Source organism: Pseudomonas guariconensis (assembly GCF_040822035.1).
In the GTDB taxonomy this organism is placed as follows: Bacteria; Pseudomonadota; Gammaproteobacteria; order Pseudomonadales; family Pseudomonadaceae; genus Aquipseudomonas; species Aquipseudomonas guariconensis.
Genome location: NZ_CP162012.1, coordinates 4,605,854 through 4,631,706, shown reverse-complemented (window position 1 = coordinate 4,631,706; position 25,853 = coordinate 4,605,854). Strand labels below are relative to the sequence as shown.

Genomic DNA, 25,853 nt, shown 5'->3' with positions numbered 1-25,853 from the left:
CTGCCTGTCCAGACCGGTCTAATCTGCAGTGTTGGTTTTTCGATCCCTCAAGGAGACTTTGTGATGAGCAACAAGGCCATCTATGTGCAACCCGGTGGCGGTTACGACAACGTCCAGGTAGGGACCAGCGAGGCGCGCGCGCCGCAGGCTGGCGAAATCACCGTGCGCCTGCACGCCAGCTCGCTCAATTACCATGATTTCGCCGTGGTCAGCGGCATGTGGGGGCCGAGCGAACGACGCATCCCAATGGCCGACGGCGCAGGCGAAGTGGTCGCGGTCGGGCCGGGTGTCAGCGAGTTCCAGGTGGGGGACTCGGTGGTGAGCACGTTCTTCCCCGACTGGCTCGATGGTCAGGCGAACGTGGAAGGCTTCGCCACGGTGCCCGGCGATGGTATCGATGGCTACGCCCGTGAGCAGGTGACGGCCCGCGCCACCGCCTTCACCTTGGCGCCCAAAGGCTACAGCCACGCCGAGGCGGCCACCCTGACCACCGCCGGTCTTACCGCCTGGCGCGCGCTGATGAGCGATGACCACCTCAAGCCGGGCGACACCGTACTGGTACAGGGCACCGGTGGTGTGTCGATCTTCGCTTTGCAGTTCGCCAAGCTGGCCGGAGCCACGGTGATCGCCACCTCCTCCAGCGATGCCAAGCTCGAGCGCCTAAAAGCCTTGGGCGCCGATCATCTGATCAACTACCGCAGTACCCCTGCATGGGGCCAGAAGGTACGTGAGCTCACGGATAACCGCGGTGTCGATCATGTGATCGAAGTCGGCGGGCCGGCCACCCTCGAACAGTCGATGATCGCTGCGCGTATCGGCGGACACGTTTCGTTGATCGGTATCCTCACCGGCGTTGCCGGTCAGTTGCCGCTGGTCCAGGCGCTGGTGCGCCAGATCCGCTTGCAAGGTGTGCTGGTGGGCAGTCGTGCCCAACAACAGGCGATGATCCGGGCGATCGACGCCAACGGCCTGCGTCCTGTGGTGGACAAGCACTTCGAGCTCGAGCAGATCGTCGAGGCCTTCCGCTACCAGGAAAGCAACCGCCATTTCGGCAAGATCTGCCTGACCTATTGAGCGGGTCGGGGCCGCTGGTGCGGCCCTTCGCGGGTAGATCCGCTCCCACAGCTTCCGCGCCGTTTTCAAGACCTACGATGGCGCTACCCTGTTGCGCTGGAACGACCGTTCCAGAGCGATTCTGTGCAAACATAGGTGGCAATTTACTGGCCATGGCATGGATGGAAACACCATGTCGTGATCGAGCAGTTGCGGGGCGTTTTCGAGCATTTTTTGGTCGACCACCCCCGCTTAAAGTGGTCCCTGCATTTTGTGGGTGCATCGCCCTGGATACGTGAAAACCTCAACAACACACGTAAGCGATGCGCCGTGTCACTGTTCTTTCAAAGGAGAAGTTGTTCGCCTACCTCTGCCCGTCCTTTCCTTGTGTCAGCAAAAAGAGAACAAGATCAATGAACACCGTGGGATCTGATGGCAACCTTGCACAAGGTTTCAAGCCACGTCATGTAACGATGCTGTCCATCGCAGGCATCATCGGTGCCGGACTTTTCGTAGGCTCAGGGCATGCCATCGCGGCAGCCGGGCCGGCAACCATTCTTTCTTATTTCGTGGCCGGGACCTTGGTGGTTCTGGTCATGCGCATGCTCGGTGAAATGGCGGTCGCCCATCCTGACACCGGTTCCTTTTCCACTTACGCCGAACAGGCCATCGGCCGCTGGGCCGGCTACACCATCGGTTGGCTGTACTGGTGGTTCTGGGTCTTGGTGATCCCGATCGAAGCCCTGGCCGCCGGGCACGTGCTCAATGCCTGGTTCCCCCAAGTGGACAGCTGGATCTTCGCCTTGCTTTCGGTCGTGTTGTTGGCCGGCACCAACCTGTTCAGCGTGGCCAAGTACGGTGAGTTCGAGTTCTGGTTCGCGATTCTCAAAGTCACGGCCATTCTCGGTTTCATCGGTCTTGGATTCGCCGCTCTACTGGGCTGGTTGCCCAATCGCGAAGTCAGCGGCTTGAGCACGCTGATGGCCGAGCACGGTGGTTTCACGCCCAAGGGCTGGTCCGCCGTAGTCGGCGCCTTCATCACTGTGATGTTCAGCTTCATCGGCACCGAGGCGGTGACCATTGCCGCTGCCGAATCCAGCGACCCATCGCGCAACATCGCCAAGGCCACCCGCTCGGTGATCTGGCGGATCAGTACCTTCTACATCCTGTCGATCTTCGTGATCATCTCCGTCGTGCCGTGGAACGATCCGCAACTGGCCGTGGTGGGCTCCTATCAGCGTGCCCTGGAAATCATGAACATCCCCAATGCAGCCTTCATGGTCGACCTGGTGGTGTTGGTGGCTGTGACCAGCTGCATGAACTCCTCGATCTACATCGCCTCGCGGATGATGTACTCCCTGGCCAAGCGCGGTGATGCCCCGGCAATCCTGAACAAGACCAACAGCGTCGGCGTACCTCGTGCCGCGGTGTTCGGCAGTACCTTGATCGGTGCGGCCATTGCCATCCTCAACTATTTCGCGCCTAAGGGCGTGTTCGAGTTCCTGCTCGCCAGCTCCGGTGCCATCGCATTGCTGGTGTACATGGTCATCGCCATTTCCCAGCTGCGCATGCGCCGCCGTCTGGAACGCGAGAGCACCGAGCTCAAGTTCCGCATGTGGCTGTTCCCGTACCTGACCTGGGCAGTGATCATCTTCATCGCCTGTGCCTTGGGCGTGATGATGTTCACCGAAGAACACCGTGCCGAGGTGACGGCAACCCTTAGCCTGGCGTTGGTGATTTCCTTCCTGGGGATCGTCACAACCCGTGGACAGGCCCGCAAGGAAGTGGGCGTGCGCTCGATGGGTTGATCCAAAGTCCGAGCGGGAGCTTCGATGGCATCGCCGCCGCTGCTCCCGCTTTGGCAGCCGCAAGACATGCAGGATGCGATGGCCGACAACGACGAAGCGATCGTGGATGATCTGAAGGATCAGGCCGAAGGCTGACCGGTAGCCGTCGTGCAGGCATAAAAAAAGGCACCTGGGTGATCAGGTGCCTTTTGTGTGTCTGGTGGAGCCGGGGGGATTTGAACCCCCGTCCGCCAGTCCTCCGCTGTCGGTACTACATGCTTAGCCGTGTCTATTGAGTTAATCCGCAGCCGCCCGACGGGCAGGGTGCTTTGGACGAGTTGTGTAAGTTTTAGCCGCTTCGTCCACAACGTACTACGCGGCGATCCTGTTCTGTATGACAATCACTTCGGGTTTACAGGCATCCCCTGGTGATTGCTGGAGCCGAAGCTACCAGGAGAGCGGGCTCAGCTGCTTACGCAGCGAGAGCGTAGCCCTCGTAGTTTTCGTCATTGGCAACTATAGAAAGTTGCAACAGTGGATTTACGAGTTCTGTTACCAACTCGGCATGCACCTAGAGTTTCGATACCGGCGTCGAATCCTAATCGGCCCCACACTCAGCTCTAGCTGACGTGCCTTTCGACACGTGGATGCAGTATACGCGTTTGCACGCCCGGCGTCGACAGCTGCGCCGATTGCGCGTCAGGAGCCGCTGCCGCTGCTGGAGCCACTGCCTTTCTCGGTTTTTTCCATGCGTTCGAGTACCTGGCTGGTGATGGCGATGCATTCCTTGGTGTCGCCGGAAGCCTGGGCGGCCTTGGCCTTGTCGACGCGCTCGGTGATGGCTTTGTCCAAGCCTTCGGAGGTCGTGCCGAGGGTGGCCATGTTGTCGTCGATTTTTTGCAGGTTGATGGCGCAGAGGTCTTCGTCGGCGAACACCGGCGAGGCCAGCAGGGTTGCGGCCGCGAACAGGGCGGAAAGCGCAGTACCTTTCATGGGGTGTCTCCTCGTGATGGCCTCTGGAAGGTGGGCCTGTAACGGTGGACTGCGCAGGTTTTGCCTGGGTTCCATTTGATGGGTAGTACTGTTGCTGCCGGGTGTTTTCGTCGCGGGTAAACCCGCTCCCACAGGGGGGGCGGGTTCATGCGTGAGAGGCAGTCAGGCCGCCCTGGCGGCCTTAAAGGCTGCGCGCTCGCGTGACGCGGTCCACTAGATAGACCAGCCCGTGATAGTCGATGCCGCTGTGGCTGGACAGACCGATCTCGCAGGTGCGGCTGGTGGAGATGCCTTCGCTGCAGTACTGCACGGCATCTTTCAGGCTGCGCAGCGAGTGGGCGTTGAGTTCCGGTGTGGTGAAGCCTTTGTCGCCGGCGAAACCGCAGCAATGGATGCCCTCGGGGATCACCACCTGCTTGCTGCACAGACGCACCAGGTCGATCAGCGCCTGGCTTTCGCCCAGATGTTGGGTGCTGCAGGTGACATGCACAGCGACGGGCTCGTCCTGCGCAGTGAACGTCAGGCGCTCGACCAGGTGAGTGCGAATGAAGCGCACCGGGTCGTACAGGTCCAGGCGGGTATCGGCCAAATCCTGGACCAGGCGCAGGGTGCAGGGGCTGGTGTCGCAGTAGATCGGGTCGAGGCCGCCACGGCTGGCGTGCAATAGCGCGTTGATCAGTTCCTGGCGCTTGTGCTCGGCCTGTTCGGCATAGCCTTTTGAGGCGAAGGGCTGGCCGCAGCACAGGCTGTCGGCGTTCTCGGGGAACACCACCTGATAGCCGGCTTTTTCCAGCAGTGCGCGGGTTTTATCCAGCAGCGAGCTTTGCTCTCGATCCCCGGCTGACGGCCCCATCACCCGTGAAACGCACGCAGCGAGATAGACCACCCGTGGACGAGCATCATGGCTTGCCGGCGCGATATCGACGGCGCGAACCGCTTGGGGCATGGCGGGGGTCCATTGGGGCAGGCGCCCATTGCTGGCTTTGCGCAGGGAGGCGCTCAAGCGGCTCAGGCGTGGGGCGCCGAGCAGCTTGCGCGCACCGTTGGCGGCGGCCAGGGTCAGTCGAGCGCCGCGCAGAGCGGTAGTGAAGTGTTCTGCGAGCCAGTTGGCGGCCTGGCCATGTGCGGCAGCCTGGCCTCGCAGTTTCTTCACCAGTTCACCGGTATTGATGCCCACCGGGCAACGCTGGGCGCACAAGCCGGTGGCAGCACAGGTATCGATGCCCTGGTATTGATAGGTTTTCAGTAGCTCCCGAGTATCGAGGCCAGCACGGGTCCTGGCTTGGATATCACGCCACATGACAATGCGCTGGCGCGGGCTCAGGGTCAGCCCTTTGGAGGGGCACACCGGTTCGCAGAAGCCGCACTCGATGCATTTGTCGACGATCTCGTCGGCTGCAGGGAGGGGCTTTAGGTGCTTGAGATGGATATCTGGATCTTCGCTGAGCACCACGTCGGGGTTGAGGATGCCGTTGGGGTCCAGCAGGCGTTTGAGCTGCCACATCAACTGATAGGCGTCCTGGCCCCATTCGAGCTCCACGAAGGGCGCCATGTTGCGTCCGGTGCCGTGTTCGGCCTTGAGCGAGCCGCCGAACTCCACGGCCACCAGTTGTGCTACGTCATCCATGAAGGCCTGGTAGCGCGCCACTTCCTCAGGGCTGTTGAAGCCCTGGGTGAAGACGAAGTGCAGGTTGCCTTCCAGGGCGTGGCCGAAAATGATCGCCTCGTCGTAGCGGTGTTTGTCGAACAGCTGGATCAGGCGATTGACACCCTCGGCCAGTTGCTCGATGGGGAAGGTCACGTCCTCGATGATGACCGTCGTGCCGGTCTGGCGCACCGCGCCGACGGCGGGGAAGGTGTCCTTGCGGATCTTCCACAGCTGGTTGTACACCGCCGGGTCTTCGCTGAAATCCACGCGTTGCTCCAGGGGGAACTCGGCAATGGCCGCCATGATCTGGCTGAGCTGCTCGTGGAGCAGGCTCTGGCTGGCGGCGCGGGACTCGATCAGCAAGGCGCAGGCATTGGTCGACAGCCCCTTCACCCAGGCAGGCATGCCGGGCATGTCTTGCACCGAACGCAGGCTACGCCGGTCAAGCAGCTCCACGGCGGACACCGGCTGTGGCTTGAGCACGGTCACGGCGCGGCAGCAGCTTTCCACCGAGGGGAAGACCAGTAGGGCGCTGGCCTTGTGCGGGTGATCGGGCACGGTTTCGTAGGTGACCGCGCTGATGAAGCCCAGGGTGCCTTCGGAGCCGACCAGTAGGTGCTGGAGGATATCCAGCGGTTGGTCGTAGTCCACCAGAGCGTTGAGTGACAGCCCGGTGGTGTTCTTCAGCCGGTACTTGTGCCGGATGCGCTCGGCCAGCGCCGTGTTGGCCCGGGTCTCGCGGCCCAGGCGGGCGAGTTCGTCCAGCAACGACGCGTGGCTTTGGCTGAAGGCAGCGACACTGGCCGGGTCCTCGCTGTCCAGACAGGTGCCGTCGGCCAGCACCATGCGCATACCGGCCAAGGTGTGGTAGGTGTTCTGAGCGGTGCCGCAGCACATGCCGCTGGCGTTGTTGGCGACGATGCCGCCGATTTTGCAGGCGTTGATTGAGGCCGGATCCGGGCCGATCTTACGTCCATAAGGCGCGAGCCAGGCGTTGGCCTGGGCACCGATGACGCCGGGTTGCAGCCGGATCTGCTCGCCCTGGCCACGGATCTGACGACCGTTCCAGTTATCGCCTAGAACGATCAGCACCGAATCGCTGATGGCCTGGCCGGACAGGCTGGTGCCTGCAGCCCGGAAAGTGACTGGCACACGGTCGCGCTGGGCCAGGTGCAGTAGGCCCACCACCTCGTCCTCGGATTCGACGCGCACCACCAGCTTTGGGATGAGCCGGTAGAAGCTGGCGTCGGTGCCGAACGCCAGGGTCGAGGTCGGGTCATCGAAGCGGCGCTCGGCGGGAATCAGGCGCTGGGCATCTCGCAGGAACGCGGCGGGCAAGCTCATGCAATCTCCTCTCGGGGCCACAGCGTCTGTCGCGCTGCGTGCCCCGGTCAATCAGGCAGTGTCGTGCAGGCGTCAGGCGCCCAGTTCGCGGACCAGCGAATCGCGGGTGATTTCGCTGATGGATTTGGCACCGGTCAGGACCATGGCCACGCGCATTTCTTTCTCGAACAGATCGAGCAAATTCTTCACCCCGGCCTCGCCATGGGTGGCCAGCGCATAGAGGAAGGCGCGACCGATCAGCACAGTGTCAGCGCCCAGGGCGATCATGCGCACCACGTCCAGGCCATTGCGGATACCAGAGTCGGCGAGGATCTTGATGTCGCCTTTGACCGCGTCGGCAATCGCCGGCAGGGCGCGGGCACTGGACAGTACCCCGTCGAGTTGGCGGCCGCCGTGGTTGGAGACGACGATGCCGTCGGCACCGAACTTCACTGCGTCCTTGGCATCCTCGGGATCAAGGATGCCCTTGATGATCATCGGGCCATCCCAGAACTCGCGGATCCACTCCAGATCCTTCCAGGAAATGGACGGGTCAAAGTTGGCACCCAGCCAGCCGATGTAGTCCGCCAGGCCTGTGGGGTTGCCGCGGTACTTCGAAATATTGCCCAGATCGTGTGGGCGGCCCAGCAGGCCTACATCCAACGCCCACTGCGGGTGAGTCATCGCTTGCCAGATGCGACGCAGCGGCGCGTTCGGGCCGCTCATGCCGGAGTGGGCATCACGGTAGCGGGCGCCGGGCACCGGCATGTCGACGGTGAACACCAGCGTCTTGACCCCAGCGGCCTTGGCCCGCTCCAGGGCGTTGCGCATGAAGCCGCGATCCTTGAGGACATAAAGCTGGAACCACATGGGCCGGTCGATCGCCGGGGCAACTTCTTCGATGGGGCACACCGAGACCGTCGACATAGTAAAGGGAATGCCCTTGGCCGCCGCCGCCCGTGCGGCCTGGACCTCGCCACGGCGCGCGTACATACCGGTCAAACCGACCGGTGCCAGGGCCACGGGCATGCTCAGGGTTTCGTCGAACAGCCGGGTTTCCAGGCTCAACTCGGACATATTCTTCAATACGCGCTGGCGCAGGGCGATGCTGGCCAGATCCTCGACGTTGTGGCGCAAGGTGTATTCGGCGTAAGCACCGCCGTCGGCGTAGTGGAAGAGGAACGGAGGCAGCTTGCGTTGGGCCGCGGCGCGATAGTGGGTGGAGGCGGAAATGATCATGGATTCTCGCAGCGTGGGTGGGGATCGTTGCCGGGCGCGCCAAGGCGCCCGGCACCTTTCACTTTAGTGATGAACCAGCATGCCGGTGAGCCAGTAGGCCTGGACTAGGGTGATCAGGCCGACGATGGTGGCGAAGAACAGGCTGTGCTTGACGGTAAAGCGGAACAGGTCGGACTCCTTGCCCACCAACCCGGTGGCGGCGCAGGCCACGGCGATGGACTGCGGGGAGATCATCTTGCCGGTCACGCCGCCGCTGGTGTTGGCGGCCACCAGCAGGGTGTCGTTGACCCCAATCTGGTGCGCGGTGGTGGCCTGCAGTGAGCTGAACAGGGCGTTGGACGACGTGTCGGAGCCCGTCAGGAACACACCCAGCCAGCCCAGGAACGGCGAGAAGAACGGGAATGCAGCACCCGTACCGGCCAGCACCAGGGCCATGGTCGAGGACATGCCCGAGTAGTTGGTGACGAAGGCGAAGGCCAGGACCATGCCAATCGACAGGATCGGCCAGCGCAGCTCCCAGAACGTCTCCTTCAAAGTGGTCAGACCAGTTTTTACGTTGATCTTGAGGACCCACATCGAGATCAGTGCCGAGAGGAAGATCGCTGTGCCGGTGGCTGAGATCGGGTCGAGCTTGAAGATCGCCGGCATGGCGGTCGGCGCGGTGACGATCGGCGCGGTCTTGATCACCAACTGGTCGAGGTGCGGGATGGCGAAGTTGAACACGAAGTTGTACATCGCGCCGCCCGGGGCGAAGGCTGCCTTGAACGGTTTGAGGGTCCAAATGGTGACCAGCACGGTCAGGATCAGGAACGGTGACCAGGCCTTGAAGATCTCGCCGAAGCTGTATGGCGAAGGTTGGCTACCGCCACTGCTGACCACGGCCGCGCCGACACTGCCTTTGGCTTCGGCGAAGGCGCGCTTGGGCTGCCAGACTTTCAGGAACAGGGTCAGGGCGATCAGGCTGGCCAGCGCCGAGGTGATGTCCGGCAGCTCAGGGCCGATGAAGTTCGAGGTGAAGTACTGGGTGATGGCGAAGCTCAGGCCGGCCACCAGGGCGGCTGGCCAGGTTTCCTTCACGCCGCGCAGGCCATCCATCATGAATACCAGCCAGAAGGGCACGAACAGCGACAGCAGTGGCAGCTGGCGGCCCGTCATGGCGCCGATGTGGAAGGCGTCGATTCCGGTGACCTGACCGGCGACGATGATTGGAATGCCCAGGGCGCCGAACGCCACCGGGGCGGTGTTGGCGATCAGGCACAGGCCGGCAGCATACAGCGGGTTGAAGCCCAAGCCCACCAGCAGCGCGGCAGTGATGGCCACCGGGGCACCGAAGCCGGCCGCGCCTTCAAGGAAGGCGCCGAAGCAGAAGCCGATCAGCAGCACCTGCAGGCGCTGGTCATCGGTGATCGACAGCACGGAGCTTCGGATCACTTCGAACTGGCCGCTCTTGACCGTGAGTTTGTAGAGGAACACCGCGGCAACGATGATCCAGGCAATCGGCCACAGGCCGTAGAGGAAGCCGTAGCCTGCAGCGGCCAGGGCCATGTCGACAGGCATCTGGAAGGCGAAGATCGCAACCAGAATCGACAGGGCCAGCGTGATGCTGCCGGCGACATGACCTTTGAGGCGGAACACCGCCAAGGCCAGGAAGAAGAACACGATGGGAATGACCGCCGCCAGCGCGGACAGGCCAAGACTACCAAGCGGGCTATAGAGTTGTTGCCAGGTTTGCATATGGGGTGGCCCCTAATTGTTGTTGGTCAGGCACTGGCATTGGATAATTGGTAATACCAATTTACAATGACTGGTCGCTAGGTTAAAAGCGCTATCGAGGCTGTGTCAATTTGTCCTGGGCAAAACTTTGGTCGGATGCCGATGAATGGCCGGCTGATGGGCAGGGGAAATCGTCAACTGATGGGTGTCGATACGCTGTGGATCGGCGAGAATGGACGCCCCCCTAAGTGCGTGGGGATTGTGGAGAGCATGTGATGGTTTTTGATCAGGTCCGCCAACGGCGCCTGTCCGACGACATCGTCGATCGGTTGGAAGGGATGATTCTCGAAGGTACGCTGACCTCAGGGCAGCGCCTGCCGGCCGAGCGCGTGTTGGCGGAGCAGTTTGGCGTATCCCGGCCTTCGTTGCGCGAGGCGATCCAGAAGCTGGTGGCTAAAGGGTTGTTGGTCAGTCGCCAGGGCGGTGGCAATTATGTGGCCGAGGCACTGGGGTCAACGTTCAGCGATCCGTTGCTGCAGCTGCTCGAGCGTAACCCCGAGGCTCAGCGCGACCTGTTGGAGTTTCGCCATACGCTGGAGGCTTCCTGTGCCTACTATGCGGCCCAGCGGGCCACGGAGCCTGACCGTGAGCGGCTCAAGGCTGCCTTCGATGCGCTGCAGGACTGCTATGCCCGTGTCGACGAGGTCAGTCGGGCGGAGGAGGGGGCGGCCGATGCGCGTTTTCACCTAGCGATCGCCGAGGCCAGTCACAATGCAGTGCTGCTCCATACCATCCGCGGCTTGTTCGACCTGCTCAAGCGCAACGTGGTGACCAATATCGGCGGTATGTACCAACAGCGCAGCGAGACCCGCGACATGCTGATCAGTCAGCATCGCGAGTTGTATCGGGCAATCATCGAGGGTAGGGCAGACGATGCGCGGGAGGTCTCGAGCCGGCACATTCTGTACGTGCAGGAAGTGCTCGAAGAAGCGCAGCAGGAGGCCCAGCGTGTAGCACGCGCAGAGCGACGCAGCGGGCGTTGAGATGGGGTGCTTTGTGTAGGCGTTTAGCGGGTAAACCCGCTTCTACAGGGTTGCCGTCGCTGTCCCTGTAGGAACGGGTTTACCCGCGAATAGACCTGCACAGGCAGGGAGGGCTTACTCGCCCTTGCCCTTGTTGCGCATCGTGCGCTGGATCTCGCGATTGGAGTCGCGCTCGCGCAGGGTGTCGCGCTTGTCGAACTCCTTCTTGCCCTTGCCCAGTGCAATTTCGCACTTGATCAGGTGCTTGCTCCAGTACAGCGAGAGGGCTACGCAGGTGTAGCCCTTCTGTGCCACGGCAGCCTCCACGCGTTCGAGCTCGCGCTTGTTCAGCAACAGCTTGCGGGTGCGGGTGGGGTCGGCGATGACGTGGGTGCTGGCGGTGGTCAGCGGGGTGATGTGGCTGCCGAACAGCCAGGCTTCGCCGTCCTTGAGCAGCACGTAGCTGTCGGTCAGGTGCGCCTTGCCGGCCCGCAGGCTCTTTACTTCCCAACCGGACAGGACCAGTCCGGCCTCGAACTTGTGTTCGATGAAGTAATCGTGTCGCGCTTTTTTGTTTTGCGCGATGGTCCCGGTCGGATGTTTCTTTTGCTTAGCCATAGGGGCCGCATTATAGGCAGTCGCTGCGTCGGCGGCTACGGGGTTTAGGTGTGCTTGAGCCTGTAGGATGAATCCCGGACAATGCAGGGCCTGTTCCCTCGAAGGGAACTGTTTTCGATGTGCTTAGAAAGCGCTGCCGCCCTGCCTTGGAAGTGACGCCTGGATGACTACCCATATTCAACGCTCTGCCCTGCTGCCGTACCCTGCCCAGGCGCTCTACGATCTGGTGAATGACGTGGCCAGCTACCCGAAATTCCTGCCGTGGTGCTCGGCCTCGACCGTGATCGAAGCCAGCGACACGCACATGCGGGCGAAGCTGGAAGTGGCCAAGGGCGGCATGAGCCAGCAGTTCGTCACACGTAATGTGCTGGTACCTGGGCAGTCGATCGAAATGAATCTGGAGGAAGGGCCGTTCACCCAGTTGCATGGCCTGTGGGTGTTCAAGGCATTGGGCGATAAGGCCTGCAAGATCAGCCTGGACCTGTCCTTCGATTATGCCGGCCCTCTGGTGCGCGCTACCCTCGGCCCTCTGTTCAACCAGGCGGCCAACACGCTGGTCGATGCATTCTGCCAGCGGGCCAAGCAACTCAATGGCTGAGGCAAACCTGAACATCGAGGTCGTATACGCCACTGCCGAGCGTCAGTGGCTGCTGACGTGCGTGGTGCCCGCAGGCACAACCGTACATCAGGCGTTGCTCCACTCTCGGCTCGCCGAGCAAGTGCCGGGCTTGGACGTCGAGGCTTGCCCGGTGGGGATCTTCGGCAAGGTGGTGAATGATCCGTTTGCGCATCAGGTCGAGGAGGGGGATCGTCTGGAGGTCTACCGGCCGTTGTTGGCGGATCCGAAGGAAGTGCGCAAGCTGCGTGCCGCCAAGGCGAGAGCTGCGCGGCAGGGATAGGCCTGATGCTTGTTGGGCACACAGTGGTCCTTAAGTCGATCAGGCAATAAAAAGCCCGGGCATTGCCCGGGCTTTTTTGTCTCGCCGCGCTTATTGCGGGGAGGTTTCCAGCGGTGCTGGTGTCGGGACCGGCGTGGTCTCGATAGTGTCGATTTCTTTCTGGATCGATTCTTCCAACGAGCCTGGCTTGGCCGGTTTTTCTTCCGGTTGGCTTGGCTGGGCCGGTTGAGTGGCTGGGCTGACGGTGGTGTCGCCGCTGCCGCCGAGGATTTCCTGGTCGCGGCTCACGCCTGGCATGAAGTCGCCGGACAGGCTGACCAATTGATCGCTGTCGTTGAAGAAAATGCTCATGCGCTCTTGCTGACGCTGGCCGCCGCCAGGCTGCAGGCTGTAGAGGTAATCCCAGCGATTGGTATTGAACGTGTCCTGGATCAGTGGGTTGCCCATGATAAACCTTACTTGGCGGCGGGTCATTCCGGGGCGCAATTGGTCTATCATGTCCTGCGTAACGACATTGCCCTGCTGGATGTCGATTTTGTAAACCCCGGGAAACGAGCAACCGGCGAGTGCGAGCAGTCCCACTAGGGTGAGGCTGGTTAGCAAGAGCTTGGTGTTTTGCATCGGTGGGCGACTTCCACTATCTTGGCTGGACAACGTAAACCCCGATCATACCCGTATTAAGAGAAGCTGCGAAGCAGCATCGGCGAGAAAGCTGACCATGGTTGAAAATAGCGAATTGCGCAAAGCCGGTCTCAAGGTGACCCTGCCTCGAGTCAAGATTCTACAGATGCTCGACTCCACGGAGCAGCGCCACATGAGCGCCGAAGACGTCTACAAGGCACTGATGGAAGCCGGTGAAGACGTCGGTCTGGCAACCGTGTATCGCGTACTGACCCAGTTCGAAGCGGCGGGTCTGGTGGTTCGCCACAACTTCGACGGCGGTCATGCGGTCTTCGAGCTGGCTGACGGCGGCCACCACGACCATATGGTCAACGTGGACTCTGGTGAAGTCATCGAGTTCGTGGATACAGAGATCGAAAAGCGCCAGAAAGAGATCGTTGCCCAGCACGGCTACGAGCTGGTTGACCATAACCTGGTCCTCTATGTGCGCAAGAAAAAGTAACGATTTATATCGTTAACAAAACAAAGGCGGCCCTCGGGTCGCCTTTTGTTTTTAGGTTGCGGGGGATCTCGTTGTTATTCATACATAGGCCCGATCCCGCCAGCGCTGCGCCTTAATTGAAGCCGAACAACTCAGGCCTTACCTGTGACCACCATCTTGCGCGCATGGGCCAGCGATTCCTTGGTGAGGTCGATGCCGCCCAACATCCGCGCCACCTCCTCGACCCGCTCGCGCTTGCCCAGGTTGGCCACTGCTGTATGAGTGGTATCGCTGTTGCGTACCTTGTGCACGAACAGATGATGGTGCCCTTGGGCTGCGACCTGGGGCAGGTGGGTCACGGTCAGGACTTGGCCGCGCTCGCCCAGCCGACGTAACAGCTGGCCGACAATTTCTGCGGTAGGGCCGCCGATGCCAACGTCCACTTCATCGAACACCAAGGTGGGGATGCGCGAGGTTTGCGCAGTGATTACCTGGATCGCCAGACTGATCCGCGACAGCTCGCCGCCTGACGCCACTTTTGCCAAGCCCTTGAGTGGCTGGCCCGGGTTGGCGCTCACCAGCAGCTCGACCACCTCCAGGCCATGGGGCGAAAGCTCGCTGCCTTCATAGGGCGTGAGTTCGATACAGAAACGCCCGCCGGGCATGCCCAGGCGCTGGATCTCCTGTTCAACGGCCGTGGCGAGCTGCTTGGCCGCCTGCTGGCGCAACGCACTGAGCTCGAGGGCTTTGGTCTGGTAATGCTGGGCATAGGCGGCCAGTTCCTCGCCCAGGCGCTCGATCGATTCGTCGCTGGCGTTGAGCCCTTCCAGCTCGTCCATCAAGCGCTGTTGCAGGTGAGGAAGCTCGGTCGGGTGCACGCGGTGCTTGCGTGCCAGGGTGTAGATAGTGTCGAGGCGTTCCTCCAGGGCTTGCAGGCGCATGGGGTCGGCATCGAAGTGATCGAGGAAGCGGTTGAGTTCGCCCACGGCTTCCTCGACCTGGATCTGTGCGCTGGCGATTAGATTGGCGGCCTCGCCCAGCGCTTTGGGCGCGTTGGCGACGGCGGTCAGGCGATTGAGGCTGGTGGTCAGTGCACTGAGCACATTGCCGGAATCGCTTTCGCTGCAATGGTCGATCACCTGGCGGCAGATACCGAACAGGGCCTCGGCGTTGGTCAGGCTTTTATGTTCCTGTTCCAGTTGCTCCAGTTCATTTTCGCCCAGGCCAAGGTTGTCCAGCTCTTCGAGTTGATAGCTGAGCAATTGGTGACGGGCGCGTTGCTCGTCACCGGAGTTGGACAGGCGTTCCAGCTCCTGGCGGGTCTGACGCCAGCGCTGGGCAGCCAGTTGTACCTGACGGGCCAGGTCGATGGCGCCCGCGTACTCGTCCACAAGGCGACGATGGGTGTCGGTTTTCAACAGAGACTGGTGTTCGTGCTGGCTATGAATATCGATGAGCAGTTCGCCTAGGGCCTTGAGATCGCCCAAGGGGGAAGGGGTGCCATTGATATAGCCGCGGCTGCGTCCTTCGGCAGTGATGACCCGGCGCAGGATGCAGGGACCGGTGTTGTCCAGGTCGCGCTCGGCCAGCCAGGCACGGGCTTCAGGAATCTCGTCCAGGTCGAATGTGGCGAGGATGTCTGCCTTGTCTGCCCCAGGGCGTACCACGCCGATGTCGGCGCGATCGCCCAAGGCCAGGCCCAGGGCGTCGAGCATGATCGACTTGCCGGCGCCGGTTTCGCCGGTGATCACGCTCATGCCGCGGGCAAGTTCGAGGTCGAGGTGCTCGACGATGGCGTAGTTGTGAATGGACAGGTGCACCAGCATGAGGGCGGCTCCCGAAGGGTCATGTCTGGTTATTTATACAGTGCTTTTCGTCGGGCTGACAATGCCCGCCGGGCGATCAATATCGTCATGGGAAAACAGCGTTGGCCCTTGAACCTTGTTTTTCCGGCCCCATATAGCCGGCAAGACAAGACGAGCCTGGGCTCGCATATCAGAAATTGCGGAGGAGAAACCTAATGGCTGACGAACAGCTGGATGAGAAGAACCTTAACGCCGAAGAGGCTGGTGCAGAGGATCTCGGTGCCCGCGTCCAGGTGCTCGAGGAGCAGCTGGCCGCCGCCAAGGATCAGTCCCTGCGCGCTGCCGCCGAACTGCAGAACATCCGCCGTCGCGCCGAGCAGGATGTCGAGAAGGCCCACAAGTTCGCCCTGGAGAAGTTCGCGGGCGACTTGCTTCCGGTGATCGACAGCCTGGAGCGTGGCCTGGAGCTGTCCAGCGCCGACGACGAGACCATCAAGCCGATGCGCGAAGGCATCGAGCTGACCCTGAAGATGTTCCACGACACCCTCAAGCGTTACAACCTCGAGGCTGTCGACCCGCACGGCGAGCCGTTCAACGCCGAGCACCACCAGGCCATGGCCATGCAGGAAAGCGCCGACGTCGAGCCGAACAGCGTGCTCAAGGTGTTCCAGAAGGGCTACCTGCTCAATGGCCGCCTGCTGCGTCCCGCCATGGTGGTGGTCAGCAAGGCGCCGGCAGCCCCCCAGCCGTCGATTGATGAAAAGGCTTGAAATCCTTCCGGGCATCCCCATCTAGGTGTCAAGCATTCAAGTATTACCGCAGTTGGCCAATGTAGCCGCTGCAACCTAATTCAAGTTTCGGGAGAGTAAACATGGGCAAAATCATCGGTATCGACCTGGGGACCACCAACTCGTGCGTCTCCATTCTGGAAAACGGTAACGTCAAAGTCATCGAGAACGCTGAAGGCGCGCGTACCACCCCTTCGATCGTGGCCTACGCCAACGATGGCGAGATCCTGGTTGGCCAGTCGGCCAAGCGTCAGGCCGTCACCAACCCGCACAACACCCTGTTCGCAGTGAAGCGCCTGATCGGCCGTCGCTTCGAAGAAGATGTCGTGCAGAAAGACATCAAGCTGGTTCCGTACAAGATCGTCAAGGCCAACAACGGTGACGCCTGGGTCGAAGCCAGCGGCAAGGAAATGGCTCCGCCGCAGATCAGCGCCGAAGTCCTGAAAAAAATGAAGAAGACCGCCGAAGACTACCTCGGCGAGCCAGTGACCGAAGCGGTCATCACCGTGCCGGCCTACTTCAACGACAGCCAGCGCCAGGCCACCAAGGACGCCGGTCGCATCGCCGGTCTGGACGTCAAGCGCATCATCAACGAGCCGACCGCCGCTGCACTGGCCTACGGCATGGACAAGGCCAAGGGTGACCACACTGTCATCGTGTATGACCTCGGTGGTGGTACCTTCGACGTTTCGGTCATCGAAATCGCTGAAGTCGACGGTGAGCACCAGTTCGAAGTACTGGCCACCAACGGCGACACCTTCCTGGGTGGCGAAGACTTCGACATGCGCCTGATCGACTACCTCGTCGATGAGTTCAAGAAAGAGTCCGGCATGGACCTGAAGAACGATCCGCTTGCTCTGCAGCGTCTGAAGGAAGCTGCTGAAAAGGCCAAGATCGAGCTGTCCTCCGCTCAGTCGACCGACGTCAACCTGCCGTACATCACTGCAGATGCGACCGGTCCTAAGCACCTGAACGTGAAGATCTCCCGCGCCAAGCTGGAGTCGCTGGTCGAGGACCTGGTCAACCGTACCATCGAGCCTTGCCGCATCGCTCTGAAGGACGCCGGTATCGATGCCAGCAAGATCGACGACGTGATCCTGGTCGGCGGCCAGACCCGTATGCCGCTGGTACAGAAGGCCGTTGCCGACTTCTTCGGCAAGGAAGCGCGCAAGGACGTCAACCCGGACGAAGCCGTCGCCATGGGTGCTGCCATTCAGGGCGCGGTCCTGGCCGGTGACGTCAAGGACGTTCTGCTGCTGGACGTCAGCCCGCTGACCCTGGGTATCGAAACCATGGGTGGCGTGATGACTGCGCTGATCGAGAAGAACACCACCATCCCGACCAAGAAGTCGCAGGTGTTCTCGACGGCTGATGACAACCAGAGCGCCGTGACCATTCACGTGCTGCAAGGTGAGCGCAAGCAGGCTGCGCAGAACAAGTCGCTGGGTAAATTCGACCTGGCCGACATTCCGCCAGCCCCGCGTGGTGTTCCGCAGATCGAAGTGACCTTCGACATCGATGCCAACGGCATCCTGCACGTGAGCGCGAAGGACAAGGCCACTGGCAAGTCCCAGTCGATCGTGATCAAGGCCAACTCGGGTCTGTCCGACGAGGAAATCGAACGCATGGTGCGTGACGCCGAGGCCAACGCCGAGGAAGACCGCAAGTTCGAAGAGCTGGCCGCTGCTCGTAACCAGGGTGATGCGCTGGTTCATTCGACCCGCAAGATGGTCACCGACGCTGGCGACAAGGCCACTGCCGAAGAGAAAGCGGCGATCGAAGCGGCTGTGGTTGCACTGGAAGCTGCCCTGAAGGGTGACGACAAGGCTGCCATCGATGCCAAGGTCGAGGAACTGTCCAAGGTCTCCGCGCCGGTTGCCCAGAAGATGTACGCCGAGCAACAGGCCGAACAGCCTCAGGGCGGCGCACAGCAGGCCGAGCCGGAAGCCAAGCACGATGACGTGGTCGACGCCGAGTTCGAAGAAGTAAAAGACAACAACAAGCAGTAATCCCTGCATGTTGTCGGCCAGCTCATCGTCTGATGTCGGTGAGCTGGTAGGATGTCGCCGCGCGGGGGCTTGCTCCCGCGTTGGTGTGTCTGGAATTCGAGAATTTTTACAGCATCTGTCAGGGCGCAATCGTGTGGTGGCAGGTGCTGACGGCGTGGCGCAGCAAGCGCATGAACGCGCCGAATGCCCCCAAGAGTGCAATGACCTATGGCAAAGCGTGATTTTTATGAGGTCCTGGGTGTCGAGCGCGGCGCCAGCGAAGGTGACCTCAAGAAGGCCTATCGCCGCCTGGCGATGAAGTACCACCCGGACCGCAACCCGGGCGATAAAGAATCGGAAGACAAATTCAAGGAAGCCAACGAGGCTTACGAGGTTCTGTCCGATGCCAGCAAGCGCGCAGCCTACGACCAGTACGGACATGCCGGCGTCGATCCGAGCATGGGTGGTGGCGGTGCCGGCTTTGGTGGCGCTAACTTCTCGGACATCTTCGGTGATGTCTTCAGTGACTTCTTCGGTGGTGGGCGCGGCGGCTCCCGTGGCGGTGCGCAGCGCGGCAGCGACCTGCGCTACACCCTTGAGCTGAACCTCGAGGAGGCCGTGCGCGGCACTACGGTCAGCATCCGTGTGCCAACCCTGGTCAACTGCAAGCCTTGCGATGGTTCCGGTGCGAAGAAGGGGTCGACCCCGTCGGCCTGCCCAACCTGTGGCGGCATCGGTCAGGTGCGCATGCAGCAGGGCTTCTTCTCGGTGCAGCAAACCTGCCCGCGCTGCCATGGCCAAGGCAAGATCATCACCGATCCTTGCACCGCCTGTCATGGCGAGGGACGTGTCGAGGAATACAAGACGCTGTCGGTCAAGGTGCCGGCGGGTGTCGATACCGGCGATCGCATTCGTCTTTCTGGCGAAGGCGAGGCGGGGACCCATGGTGGTCCGACCGGTGACCTCTATGTCGTCATCAGTGTGCGTGAGCACGCTATCTTCCAGCGCGACGGCAAGCACCTGTACTGCGAGGTGCCGATCAGCTACACCGATGCGGCCCTGGGTGGTGAGCTGGAAGTGCCCACCCTCGATGGTCGGGTCAAGCTCAAGATTCCGGAAGGCACTCAAACCGGCAAGCAATTCCGTCTGCGTGGCAAGGGCGTAGCCCCTGTGCGCGGTGGCGGGGCTGGCGACCTGCTGTGCCGAGTGGCTGTGGAGACCCCGGTCAACCTCAGTCGACGTCAGCGCGAGCTGCTCGAGGAGCTGCGCGACTCGTTGCAGGGCGACAGCTCCCATTCGCCCAAGGCCAGTGGCTGGTTCGAGGGTGTGAAGCGCTTCTTCGGCGATCTCTGACAAGGAACAGGCTATGCGACGTATTGCGGTAATGGGCGCGGCGGGACGGATGGGCAAGACCCTTGTCGAGGCTGTGCAGCAACAGGCGCCCCAGGCTGGCCTGACGGCGGCCATTGATCGTCCGGACAGCTCTCTGGTCGGGGCCGATGCCGGCGAACTGGCGGCCTTGGGGCGGATCGGTGTGGAAATCTCCAGTGATCTGTCCAAGGTCGCTGACGAATTCGATGTGCTGATCGACTTCACTCACCCGTCGGTGACGCTGAAGAACCTCGCCTTCTGTCGCAAGGCAGGCAAGGCGATGGTGATTGGTACTACCGGTTTCACGCCAGAGGAAAAAGAGCAGTTGGCCGAGGCGGGCAAGGAGATTCCGATTGTCTTTGCCGCCAATTTCAGCGTCGGCGTCAATCTTTGCCTCAAGCTTCTGGATACCGCCGCGCGGGTGTTGGGCGACGAGGTGGATATCGAGATCATCGAGGCGCACCACCGCCACAAGGTCGATGCACCTTCGGGTACTGCCTTGCGTATGGGAGAAGTAGTTGCCCAGGCGTTGGGTCGTGATCTGGGAGAAGTGGCGGTCTATGGGCGTGAGGGGCAGACCGGTGCCCGCGATCGTAAGACCATCGGCTTCGCCACGGTGCGCGCCGGTGATGTAGTGGGGGACCATACCGTGTTGTTCGCCGCTGAAGGCGAACGCGTGGAGATCACTCACAAGGCCTCCAGCCGCATGACCTTCGCCAAGGGGGCGGTGCGTGCCGCGCTATGGCTGGAGGGGCGCGAGCCAGGCCTGTACGACATGCAGGATGTGCTCGAGCTGCGTTAAAGCAAGTTAGAGAGGCGCCTCGCGGGCAAGCCCGCTCCTACAGCAATAGCGTCGCTTTGATGTGCGGCGCGGTTTTTGTGGGAGGGCGGGCCACCCGTGAAGGAGTCGCCGATGTCAGCCTGTCGCATTCCTGTGTTTCAGAGACACATACGCGGTAGACCTAAAACGTAATTTTCTGTAAGCTACAGCTTTAGTGTGTCCACTAAAAGCGCGCAGCGAATTGAATTCAGCACATGAAAGCGGGGTGACGTGTCCATACGTCACTCCGCTTTTTTGCAACCTGCGATCGCCCTTTCATGCTTGATTTACGGGAGGTCTTCTTGACAAAGCCAGCCATACTCGCCCTTGCCGACGGCAGTATTTTCCGCGGTGAAGCTATCGGTGCCGACGGTCAGACCGTTGGTGAGGTGGTATTCAACACCGCTATGACCGGCTACCAGGAAATCCTTACAGACCCTTCCTATGCGCAGCAAATCGTTACCCTGACCTACCCGCACATTGGCAATACCGGTACCACACCGGAAGACGCCGAGTCGAACCGTGTCTGGTCCGCTGGCCTGGTTATCCGTGACCTGCCCCTGCTGGCCAGCAACTGGCGCAACACCCAGTCGCTGCCTGACTACCTCAAGGCCAATAATGTCGTCGCCATCGCTGGCATCGACACTCGTCGCCTGACCCGAATCCTGCGCGAAAAGGGCGCCCAGAACGGCTGCATCCTCGCCGGTGACAACATCAGCGAAGAAGCCGCCATCGCCGCTGCTCGCGCCTTCCCAGGCCTCAAGGGTATGGACCTGGCCAAGGAAGTTTCCACCAAGGAACGCTACGAATGGCGCTCCAGTGTGTGGAATCTGGCAACCGACAGCCACCCGACTCTGGAAGCTGCGGACCTGCCCTATCACGTGGTGGCCTACGACTACGGCGTCAAGCTGAACATTCTGCGCATGCTGGTTGCCCGTGGCTGCCGCCTGACCGTCGTGCCGGCCCAGACCCCTGCCAGCGAAGTCCTGGCCCTTAATCCGGATGGCGTATTCCTGTCCAACGGCCCTGGCGATCCCGAGCCATGCGACTACGCGATCCAGGCGATCAAGGACATCCTCGAGACCGATATTCCGGTCTTTGGTATCTGCCTCGGCCACCAGTTGCTAGCCCTGGCTTCTGGCGCCAAGACTGTCAAGATGGGCCACGGCCATCACGGTGCCAACCACCCGGTCCAGGATCTGGACACCGGCGTGGTCATGATCACCAGCCAGAACCACGGTTTCGCCGTCGACGAAGCCACCCTGCCGGGCAACGTCCGCGCCATCCACAAGTCGCTGTTCGACGGTACCCTGCAGGGCATCGAGCGCACCGACAAGAGCGCGTTCAGCTTCCAGGGCCACCCTGAAGCGAGCCCAGGCCCGACCGACGTCGCGCCACTGTTCGATCGTTTCATCGATGCCATGGCCAAGCGCCGCTGAGCATCCTGCATCAAGGCCCCGGGGCGGCAAGTGCCGCGCCCGGAAGCGCCTGACCCAGATTGTTCAAGACGGCTTGCCGACTGACCCGCGGATTTGAGTGACAACCATGCCAAAACGTACAGACATCAAAAGCATCCTGATTCTCGGCGCTGGCCCGATCGTGATCGGCCAGGCCTGCGAATTCGACTACTCCGGCGCCCAGGCCTGTAAAGCCCTGCGCGAGGAAGGTTTCCGCGTCATCCTGGTGAACTCCAACCCGGCCACCATCATGACCGACCCGGCCATGGCCGATGCCACCTACATCGAGCCGATCAAGTGGCAGTCGGTGGCCAAGATCATCGAAAAAGAGCGCCCTGACGCACTGCTGCCGACCATGGGCGGCCAAACCGCGCTGAACTGCGCCCTGGACCTGGAGCGCCACGGCGTTCTGGAAAAATTCGGCGTCGAGATGATCGGTGCCAATGCCGACACCATCGACAAGGCCGAAGACCGTTCGCGCTTCGACAAGGCGATGAAGGCCATTGGCCTTGAGTGCCCGCGCTCCGGTATCGCCCATAGCATGGAAGAAGCCAATGCGGTGCTCGAGCGCCTGGGCTTCCCGTGCATCATCCGTCCGTCCTTCACCATGGGTGGCACAGGTGGCGGCATCGCCTACAACCGTGAAGAGTTCGAAGAGATCTGCGCCCGTGGTCTGGACCTTTCGCCGACCAAGGAGCTGCTGATCGACGAATCGCTGATCGGCTGGAAGGAATACGAAATGGAGGTTGTCCGTGACAAGAAGGACAACTGCATCATCGTCTGCTCCATCGAGAACTTCGACCCGATGGGTGTGCATACCGGTGACTCCATCACCGTTGCACCAGCGCAGACCCTGACCGACAAGGAATACCAGATCATGCGCAACGCCTCCTTGGCGGTACTGCGCGAGATCGGCGTCGAAACCGGCGGTTCCAACGTCCAGTTCGGTATCTGCCCGAACACCGGCCGCATGGTCGTGATCGAGATGAACCCGCGTGTATCGCGCTCCTCGGCGCTGGCCTCCAAAGCCACTGGCTTCCCGATCGCCAAGATCGCCGCCAAGCTGGCGGTGGGGTATACCCTCGACGAACTGCAGAACGACATCACCGGCGGCCGTACCCCGGCGTCCTTTGAGCCGTCGATCGACTATGTCGTCACCAAGCTGCCGCGCTTTGCCTTCGAGAAGTTCCCCAAAGCCGACGCCCGCCTGACCACCCAGATGAAATCCGTGGGTGAAGTCATGGCCATTGGCCGTACCTTCCAAGAGTCCCTGCAGAAAGCCCTGCGTGGTCTGGAAGTGGGTGCATGCGGCCTCGACCCGAAAGTCGACCTGGCCAACCCGGAAGCCAACAGTATCCTCAAGCGCGAGCTGACCGTGCCAGGCGCCGAGCGTATCTGGTACGTCGCCGACGCCATGCGCGCTGGCATGACCTGCGAGCAGATCTTCGACCTGACCGGCATCGACATGTGGTTCCTGGTGCAGATGGAAGACCTGATCAAGGAAGAAGAGAAGGTCAAGACCCTGGCTCTGTCGTCGATCGACAAGGACTACATGCTGCGCCTCAAGCGCAAGGGCTTCTCGGACCAGCGTCTGGCCAAGCTGCTCGGCATCACCGACAAGAACCTGCGCCGTCACCGCCACAAGCTCGAAGTGTTCCCGGTGTACAAGCGCGTCGACACCTGCGCTGCCGAGTTCGCCACCGACACCGCCTACCTGTACTCGACCTATGAGGAAGAGTGCGAGGCCAACCCATCGACTCGTGACAAGATCATGATCCTGGGTGGTGGCCCGAACCGTATCGGCCAAGGTATCGAGTTCGACTACTGCTGCGTACACGCTGCCCTCGCGCTGCGTGAAGATGGTTACGAGACCATCATGGTCAACTGCAACCCGGAAACCGTCTCCACCGACTACGACACTTCCGACCGTCTGTACTTCGAACCGCTGACCCTGGAAGACGTGCTGGAAGTCTGCCGCGTCGAGAAACCGAAGGGCGTCATCGTTCACTACGGCGGCCAGACCCCGTTGAAACTCGCCCGCGCCCTGGAAGAAGCCGGCGTACCGATCATCGGTACCAGCCCGGACGCTATCGACCGCGCCGAAGACCGCGAGCGCTTCCAGCAGATGGTTCAGCGTCTGAGCCTGCTGCAGCCGCCAAACGCCACCGTGCGCAGCGAAGAAGAAGCCATCAGCGCCGCTGGCGGCATCGGCTACCCGCTGGTGGTGCGTCCTTCTTACGTACTGGGCGGTCGTGCCATGGAGATCGTCTACGAGTTGGACGAGCTCAAGCGCTATCTGCGTGAAGCGGTGCAGGTCTCGAACGACAGTCCGGTACTGCTCGACCACTTCCTCAACTGCGCCATTGAAATGGACGTGGATGCGGTCTGCGACGGTACTGACGTGGTGATCGGCGCGATCATGCAGCACATTGAGCAGGCCGGTGTTCACTCCGGTGACTCGGCATGCTCGCTGCCACCTTACTCGTTGAGCAAGGAAGTGCAGGACGAAGTCCGCGTTCAGGTCAAGAAAATGGCTCTGGAGCTGGGTGTCGTCGGTCTGATGAACGTGCAGCTGGCCCTGCAGGGCGACAAGATCTACGTGATCGAAGTCAACCCACGCGCCTCGCGTACCGTACCGTTCGTCTCCAAGTGCATCGGCACTTCGCTGGCGATGATCGCGGCTCGAGTCATGGCTGGTAAGACCCTGAAAGAGCTGGGCTTCACCCAGGAAATCATTCCGAACTTCTACAGCGTCAAAGAAGCCGTCTTCCCGTTCGCGAAGTTCCCAGGTGTTGACCCGATCCTCGGCCCTGAGATGAAATCCACTGGTGAAGTCATGGGTGTCGGCGACAGCTTCGGTGAAGCCTTCGCCAAGGCCCAGATGGGTGCCAGCGAAGTGCTGCCAAGCGGTGGTACCGCCTTCATCAGCGTGCGTGACGACGATAAGCCGCAGGTTGCGGGTGTCGCTCGCGACCTGATCGCCCTAGGCTTCGAAGTGGTTGCTACCGCAGGCACCGCCAAGGTCATCGAGGCGGCTGGCCTGAAGGTGCGCCGTGTGAACAAAGTGACCGAAGGTCGTCCGCACGTGGTCGACATGATCAAGAACGACGAAGTGTCGCTGATCATCAACACTACCGAAGGTCGTCAGTCGATCGCCGATTCCTACTCGATTCGTCGCAATGCGCTGCAGCACAAGATCTACTGCACGACCACCATTGCGGCTGGTGAAGCCATCTGTGAAGCGCTGAAATTCGGTCCCGAGAAGACCGTTCGCCGCTTGCAGGATCTGCACGCAGGACTCAAAGCATGAGCATTACCAAGTACCCAATGACCGTCCAGGGCGCTCGCGCCCTGGAAGAGGAACTGCTCTTCCTGAGCAAGACCGAGCGTCCGCGCCTGAGCCAGGCGATCGGTGAAGCGCGGGAGCTGGGCGACCTCAAGGAAAACGCCGAATACCATGCCGCTCGTGAAGAGCAGGGTATGGTCGAGGCGCGTATCCGCGATATTGAAGGGCGTCTGCAGAACTCGGTGGTGATCGATGTCACCACCATTGCCCACACCGGGAAGGTGATCTTCGGTACCACCGTGGACCTGGAGAACACTGAGACCGGCGATCAGGTTTCCTACCAGATCGTGGGTGAGGATGAGGCGGACATCAAGAAGGGCAAGCTCTCGGCGAGCGCGCCGATTGCCCGTGCCATCATCGGCAAGGAAGAAGGTGACACCGTCGTCGTCAACACGCCAAGCGGCACGGTCGAGTACGAGATTGTCGAAGTCAAGCACATCTGACCGGCGCCTACGCGCGCCGTCCCTTGAGGGCATCCTCTGGCAACTGGCCCAGGTATTCTGGGTCGGTGGCCTGTGGGTTTTTCATGTGGGATTGGTGCCGGCACTCAAGGTGACGGGCCTTGCGCCCTTGTTGGTGCAGGATGTGGCTGCCCAGATTGACCGCTGGTTGATCGGCGTCGCGCTGCTTGGCCTGATGACCCAGCTGGCGGTATTGGCGAGGGTAGACGGTCTGGCGGCCTGGTGGCGACAGTTCCGTGGGCAGATGCTTTTGCTCGGCTTCGGTGCCTGTGTTGGCTATTACACGCTGCGCTACGGGATTTCCGTGGGTGAGCGTTGGCAGATGTTCTGCTTTTTAGTGCTGGGCTTCTCCGGCATCGTGCTGGTGGCCCAACCGGTCCCGGTCAGGGCGCGTCCATCGCGCCACTGACCGGAGCCACC

At 61.5% G+C, this 25,853-nt stretch carries 21 protein-coding genes and 1 other RNA gene; 14 read left to right on the top strand and 8 right to left on the bottom strand.

The window, feature by feature from the left end; all coding sequences use genetic code 11:
- The first annotated feature begins 63 nt into the window (after positions 1-63).
- Both AB1N67_RS21455 and gabP read left to right on the top strand, forming a co-directional pair.
- Positions 64-1,074 carry an NAD(P)-dependent alcohol dehydrogenase gene (locus tag AB1N67_RS21455; protein WP_090346775.1) on the top strand — a complete coding sequence of 337 codons (1,011 nt, stop codon included), beginning with the start codon at positions 64-66 and terminating at the stop codon, positions 1,072-1,074.
- Between the two features lie 392 nt (positions 1,075-1,466).
- The gene (gabP, locus tag AB1N67_RS21450) at positions 1,467-2,861 is read left to right on the top strand and encodes a GABA permease (RefSeq protein WP_043210144.1); all 1,395 of its coding nucleotides are present in this window, start codon (positions 1,467-1,469) and stop codon (positions 2,859-2,861) included.
- Between the two features lie 197 nt (positions 2,862-3,058).
- Here the strand turns inward: gabP and ssrA are convergent.
- The 5 genes from ssrA to AB1N67_RS21425 all read right to left on the bottom strand — a co-directional run bounded on the left by ssrA (position 3,059) and on the right by AB1N67_RS21425 (position 9,777).
- Positions 3,059-3,450, bottom strand: a transfer-messenger RNA (tmRNA) gene (gene ssrA / locus AB1N67_RS21445).
- 89 nt (positions 3,451-3,539) lie between these two features.
- Positions 3,540-3,833, bottom strand: a complete 294-nt coding sequence (locus AB1N67_RS21440; RefSeq protein ID WP_043210142.1) for a hypothetical protein — start codon at positions 3,831-3,833, stop codon at positions 3,540-3,542.
- 181 nt (positions 3,834-4,014) lie between these two features.
- On the bottom strand, positions 4,015-6,825 hold the full coding sequence (locus tag AB1N67_RS21435; protein ID WP_367863372.1) for an FAD-binding and (Fe-S)-binding domain-containing protein: 2,811 nt from the start codon (positions 6,823-6,825) through the stop codon (positions 4,015-4,017).
- Positions 6,826-6,897: 72 nt separating this feature from the next.
- Positions 6,898-8,043, bottom strand: a complete 1,146-nt coding sequence (lldD, locus tag AB1N67_RS21430; RefSeq protein WP_367863371.1) for an FMN-dependent L-lactate dehydrogenase LldD — start codon at positions 8,041-8,043, stop codon at positions 6,898-6,900.
- Between the two features lie 63 nt (positions 8,044-8,106).
- The gene (locus AB1N67_RS21425) at positions 8,107-9,777 is read right to left on the bottom strand and encodes a lactate permease LctP family transporter (RefSeq protein ID WP_070576509.1); all 1,671 of its coding nucleotides are present in this window, start codon (positions 9,775-9,777) and stop codon (positions 8,107-8,109) included.
- Positions 9,778-10,031: 254 nt separating this feature from the next.
- Here AB1N67_RS21425 and AB1N67_RS21420 point away from each other — a divergent pair, with 254 nt between their 5' ends.
- The gene (locus AB1N67_RS21420; protein ID WP_043210135.1) at positions 10,032-10,799 is read left to right on the top strand and encodes an FCD domain-containing protein; all 768 of its coding nucleotides are present in this window, start codon (positions 10,032-10,034) and stop codon (positions 10,797-10,799) included.
- Between the two features lie 114 nt (positions 10,800-10,913).
- On the opposite strand, the gene smpB is transcribed toward AB1N67_RS21420, so the two are convergent.
- Positions 10,914-11,396, bottom strand: a complete 483-nt coding sequence (gene smpB, locus AB1N67_RS21415) for an SsrA-binding protein SmpB (RefSeq protein WP_043210132.1) — start codon at positions 11,394-11,396, stop codon at positions 10,914-10,916.
- 163 nt (positions 11,397-11,559) lie between these two features.
- Here smpB and AB1N67_RS21410 point away from each other — a divergent pair, with 163 nt between their 5' ends.
- Positions 11,560-11,994 (top strand): type II toxin-antitoxin system RatA family toxin, encoded by a 435-nt coding sequence (locus AB1N67_RS21410; protein ID WP_043210130.1) that lies wholly within the window; start codon positions 11,560-11,562, stop codon positions 11,992-11,994.
- The gene (locus AB1N67_RS21405; RefSeq protein WP_043210129.1) at positions 11,987-12,295 is read left to right on the top strand and encodes an RnfH family protein; all 309 of its coding nucleotides are present in this window, start codon (positions 11,987-11,989) and stop codon (positions 12,293-12,295) included. The genes AB1N67_RS21410 and AB1N67_RS21405 overlap by 8 nt, the downstream gene beginning before the upstream one ends.
- A gap of 90 nt (positions 12,296-12,385) precedes the next feature.
- Here AB1N67_RS21405 and AB1N67_RS21400 read toward each other — a convergent pair whose 3' ends face one another.
- A complete protein-coding gene (locus AB1N67_RS21400; RefSeq protein ID WP_043210127.1) occupies positions 12,386-12,916 on the bottom strand; it encodes an outer membrane protein assembly factor BamE in 531 nt (176 codons plus the stop codon).
- A 97-nt stretch (positions 12,917-13,013) separates the two neighbouring features.
- Here AB1N67_RS21400 and fur point away from each other — a divergent pair, with 97 nt between their 5' ends.
- On the top strand, positions 13,014-13,418 hold the full coding sequence (gene fur / locus AB1N67_RS21395; RefSeq protein ID WP_043210124.1) for a ferric iron uptake transcriptional regulator: 405 nt from the start codon (positions 13,014-13,016) through the stop codon (positions 13,416-13,418).
- A gap of 131 nt (positions 13,419-13,549) precedes the next feature.
- On the opposite strand, the gene recN is transcribed toward fur, so the two are convergent.
- Positions 13,550-15,223 (bottom strand): DNA repair protein RecN, encoded by a 1,674-nt coding sequence (gene recN, locus AB1N67_RS21390; RefSeq protein ID WP_367863370.1) that lies wholly within the window; start codon positions 15,221-15,223, stop codon positions 13,550-13,552.
- 194 nt (positions 15,224-15,417) lie between these two features.
- Between recN and grpE the strand changes: the two genes are divergently transcribed.
- The 8 genes from grpE to AB1N67_RS21350 all read left to right on the top strand — a co-directional run bounded on the left by grpE (position 15,418) and on the right by AB1N67_RS21350 (position 25,842).
- Positions 15,418-15,972, top strand: a complete 555-nt coding sequence (gene grpE, locus AB1N67_RS21385; protein WP_043210121.1) for a nucleotide exchange factor GrpE — start codon at positions 15,418-15,420, stop codon at positions 15,970-15,972.
- Between the two features lie 101 nt (positions 15,973-16,073).
- Positions 16,074-17,999 carry a molecular chaperone DnaK gene (gene dnaK / locus AB1N67_RS21380; RefSeq protein WP_043210119.1) on the top strand — a complete coding sequence of 642 codons (1,926 nt, stop codon included), beginning with the start codon at positions 16,074-16,076 and terminating at the stop codon, positions 17,997-17,999.
- 207 nt (positions 18,000-18,206) lie between these two features.
- Positions 18,207-19,331 (top strand): molecular chaperone DnaJ, encoded by a 1,125-nt coding sequence (dnaJ, locus tag AB1N67_RS21375; RefSeq protein ID WP_043210117.1) that lies wholly within the window; start codon positions 18,207-18,209, stop codon positions 19,329-19,331.
- Positions 19,332-19,344: 13 nt separating this feature from the next.
- Positions 19,345-20,151 (top strand): 4-hydroxy-tetrahydrodipicolinate reductase, encoded by an 807-nt coding sequence (gene dapB, locus AB1N67_RS21370; protein ID WP_043210115.1) that lies wholly within the window; start codon positions 19,345-19,347, stop codon positions 20,149-20,151.
- Positions 20,152-20,471: 320 nt separating this feature from the next.
- Entirely contained in the window at positions 20,472-21,608 is a 1,137-nt protein-coding gene (carA, locus tag AB1N67_RS21365; RefSeq protein ID WP_043210113.1) for a glutamine-hydrolyzing carbamoyl-phosphate synthase small subunit, read from the top strand.
- Positions 21,609-21,714: 106 nt separating this feature from the next.
- Entirely contained in the window at positions 21,715-24,936 is a 3,222-nt protein-coding gene (gene carB, locus AB1N67_RS21360) for a carbamoyl-phosphate synthase large subunit (protein ID WP_043210112.1), read from the top strand.
- A complete protein-coding gene (gene greA / locus AB1N67_RS21355) occupies positions 24,933-25,415 on the top strand; it encodes a transcription elongation factor GreA (RefSeq protein WP_080642091.1) in 483 nt (160 codons plus the stop codon). The genes carB and greA overlap by 4 nt, the downstream gene beginning before the upstream one ends.
- Entirely contained in the window at positions 25,393-25,842 is a 450-nt protein-coding gene (locus AB1N67_RS21350) for a hypothetical protein (protein ID WP_052352448.1), read from the top strand. Before greA ends, AB1N67_RS21350 begins: the two co-directional genes overlap by 23 nt.
- Positions 25,843-25,853 lie beyond the last annotated feature (11 nt).

What these genes read in the sequence shown, in the direction of transcription:
- AB1N67_RS21455 (WP_090346775.1), top strand. Translation starts at nt 64, where the DNA reads ATGAGCAACAAGGCCATCTATGTGCAACCCGGTGGCGGTTACGACAAC.
- gabP (WP_043210144.1), top strand. Translation starts at nt 1,467, where the DNA reads ATGAACACCGTGGGATCTGATGGCAACCTTGCACAAGGTTTCAAGCCA.
- AB1N67_RS21440 (WP_043210142.1), bottom strand. Translation starts at nt 3,833, where the DNA reads ATGAAAGGTACTGCGCTTTCCGCCCTGTTCGCGGCCGCAACCCTGCTG.
- AB1N67_RS21435 (WP_367863372.1), bottom strand. Translation starts at nt 6,825, where the DNA reads ATGAGCTTGCCCGCCGCGTTCCTGCGAGATGCCCAGCGCCTGATTCCC.
- lldD (WP_367863371.1), bottom strand. Translation starts at nt 8,043, where the DNA reads ATGATCATTTCCGCCTCCACCCACTATCGCGCCGCGGCCCAACGCAAG.
- AB1N67_RS21425 (WP_070576509.1), bottom strand. Translation starts at nt 9,777, where the DNA reads ATGCAAACCTGGCAACAACTCTATAGCCCGCTTGGTAGTCTTGGCCTG.
- AB1N67_RS21420 (WP_043210135.1), top strand. Translation starts at nt 10,032, where the DNA reads ATGGTTTTTGATCAGGTCCGCCAACGGCGCCTGTCCGACGACATCGTC.
- smpB (WP_043210132.1), bottom strand. Translation starts at nt 11,396, where the DNA reads ATGGCTAAGCAAAAGAAACATCCGACCGGGACCATCGCGCAAAACAAA.
- AB1N67_RS21410 (WP_043210130.1), top strand. Translation starts at nt 11,560, where the DNA reads ATGACTACCCATATTCAACGCTCTGCCCTGCTGCCGTACCCTGCCCAG.
- AB1N67_RS21405 (WP_043210129.1), top strand. Translation starts at nt 11,987, where the DNA reads ATGGCTGAGGCAAACCTGAACATCGAGGTCGTATACGCCACTGCCGAG.
- AB1N67_RS21400 (WP_043210127.1), bottom strand. Translation starts at nt 12,916, where the DNA reads ATGCAAAACACCAAGCTCTTGCTAACCAGCCTCACCCTAGTGGGACTG.
- fur (WP_043210124.1), top strand. Translation starts at nt 13,014, where the DNA reads ATGGTTGAAAATAGCGAATTGCGCAAAGCCGGTCTCAAGGTGACCCTG.
- recN (WP_367863370.1), bottom strand. Translation starts at nt 15,223, where the DNA reads ATGCTGGTGCACCTGTCCATTCACAACTACGCCATCGTCGAGCACCTC.
- grpE (WP_043210121.1), top strand. Translation starts at nt 15,418, where the DNA reads ATGGCTGACGAACAGCTGGATGAGAAGAACCTTAACGCCGAAGAGGCT.
- dnaK (WP_043210119.1), top strand. Translation starts at nt 16,074, where the DNA reads ATGGGCAAAATCATCGGTATCGACCTGGGGACCACCAACTCGTGCGTC.
- dnaJ (WP_043210117.1), top strand. Translation starts at nt 18,207, where the DNA reads ATGGCAAAGCGTGATTTTTATGAGGTCCTGGGTGTCGAGCGCGGCGCC.
- dapB (WP_043210115.1), top strand. Translation starts at nt 19,345, where the DNA reads ATGCGACGTATTGCGGTAATGGGCGCGGCGGGACGGATGGGCAAGACC.
- carB (WP_043210112.1), top strand. Translation starts at nt 21,715, where the DNA reads ATGCCAAAACGTACAGACATCAAAAGCATCCTGATTCTCGGCGCTGGC.
- greA (WP_080642091.1), top strand. Translation starts at nt 24,933, where the DNA reads ATGAGCATTACCAAGTACCCAATGACCGTCCAGGGCGCTCGCGCCCTG.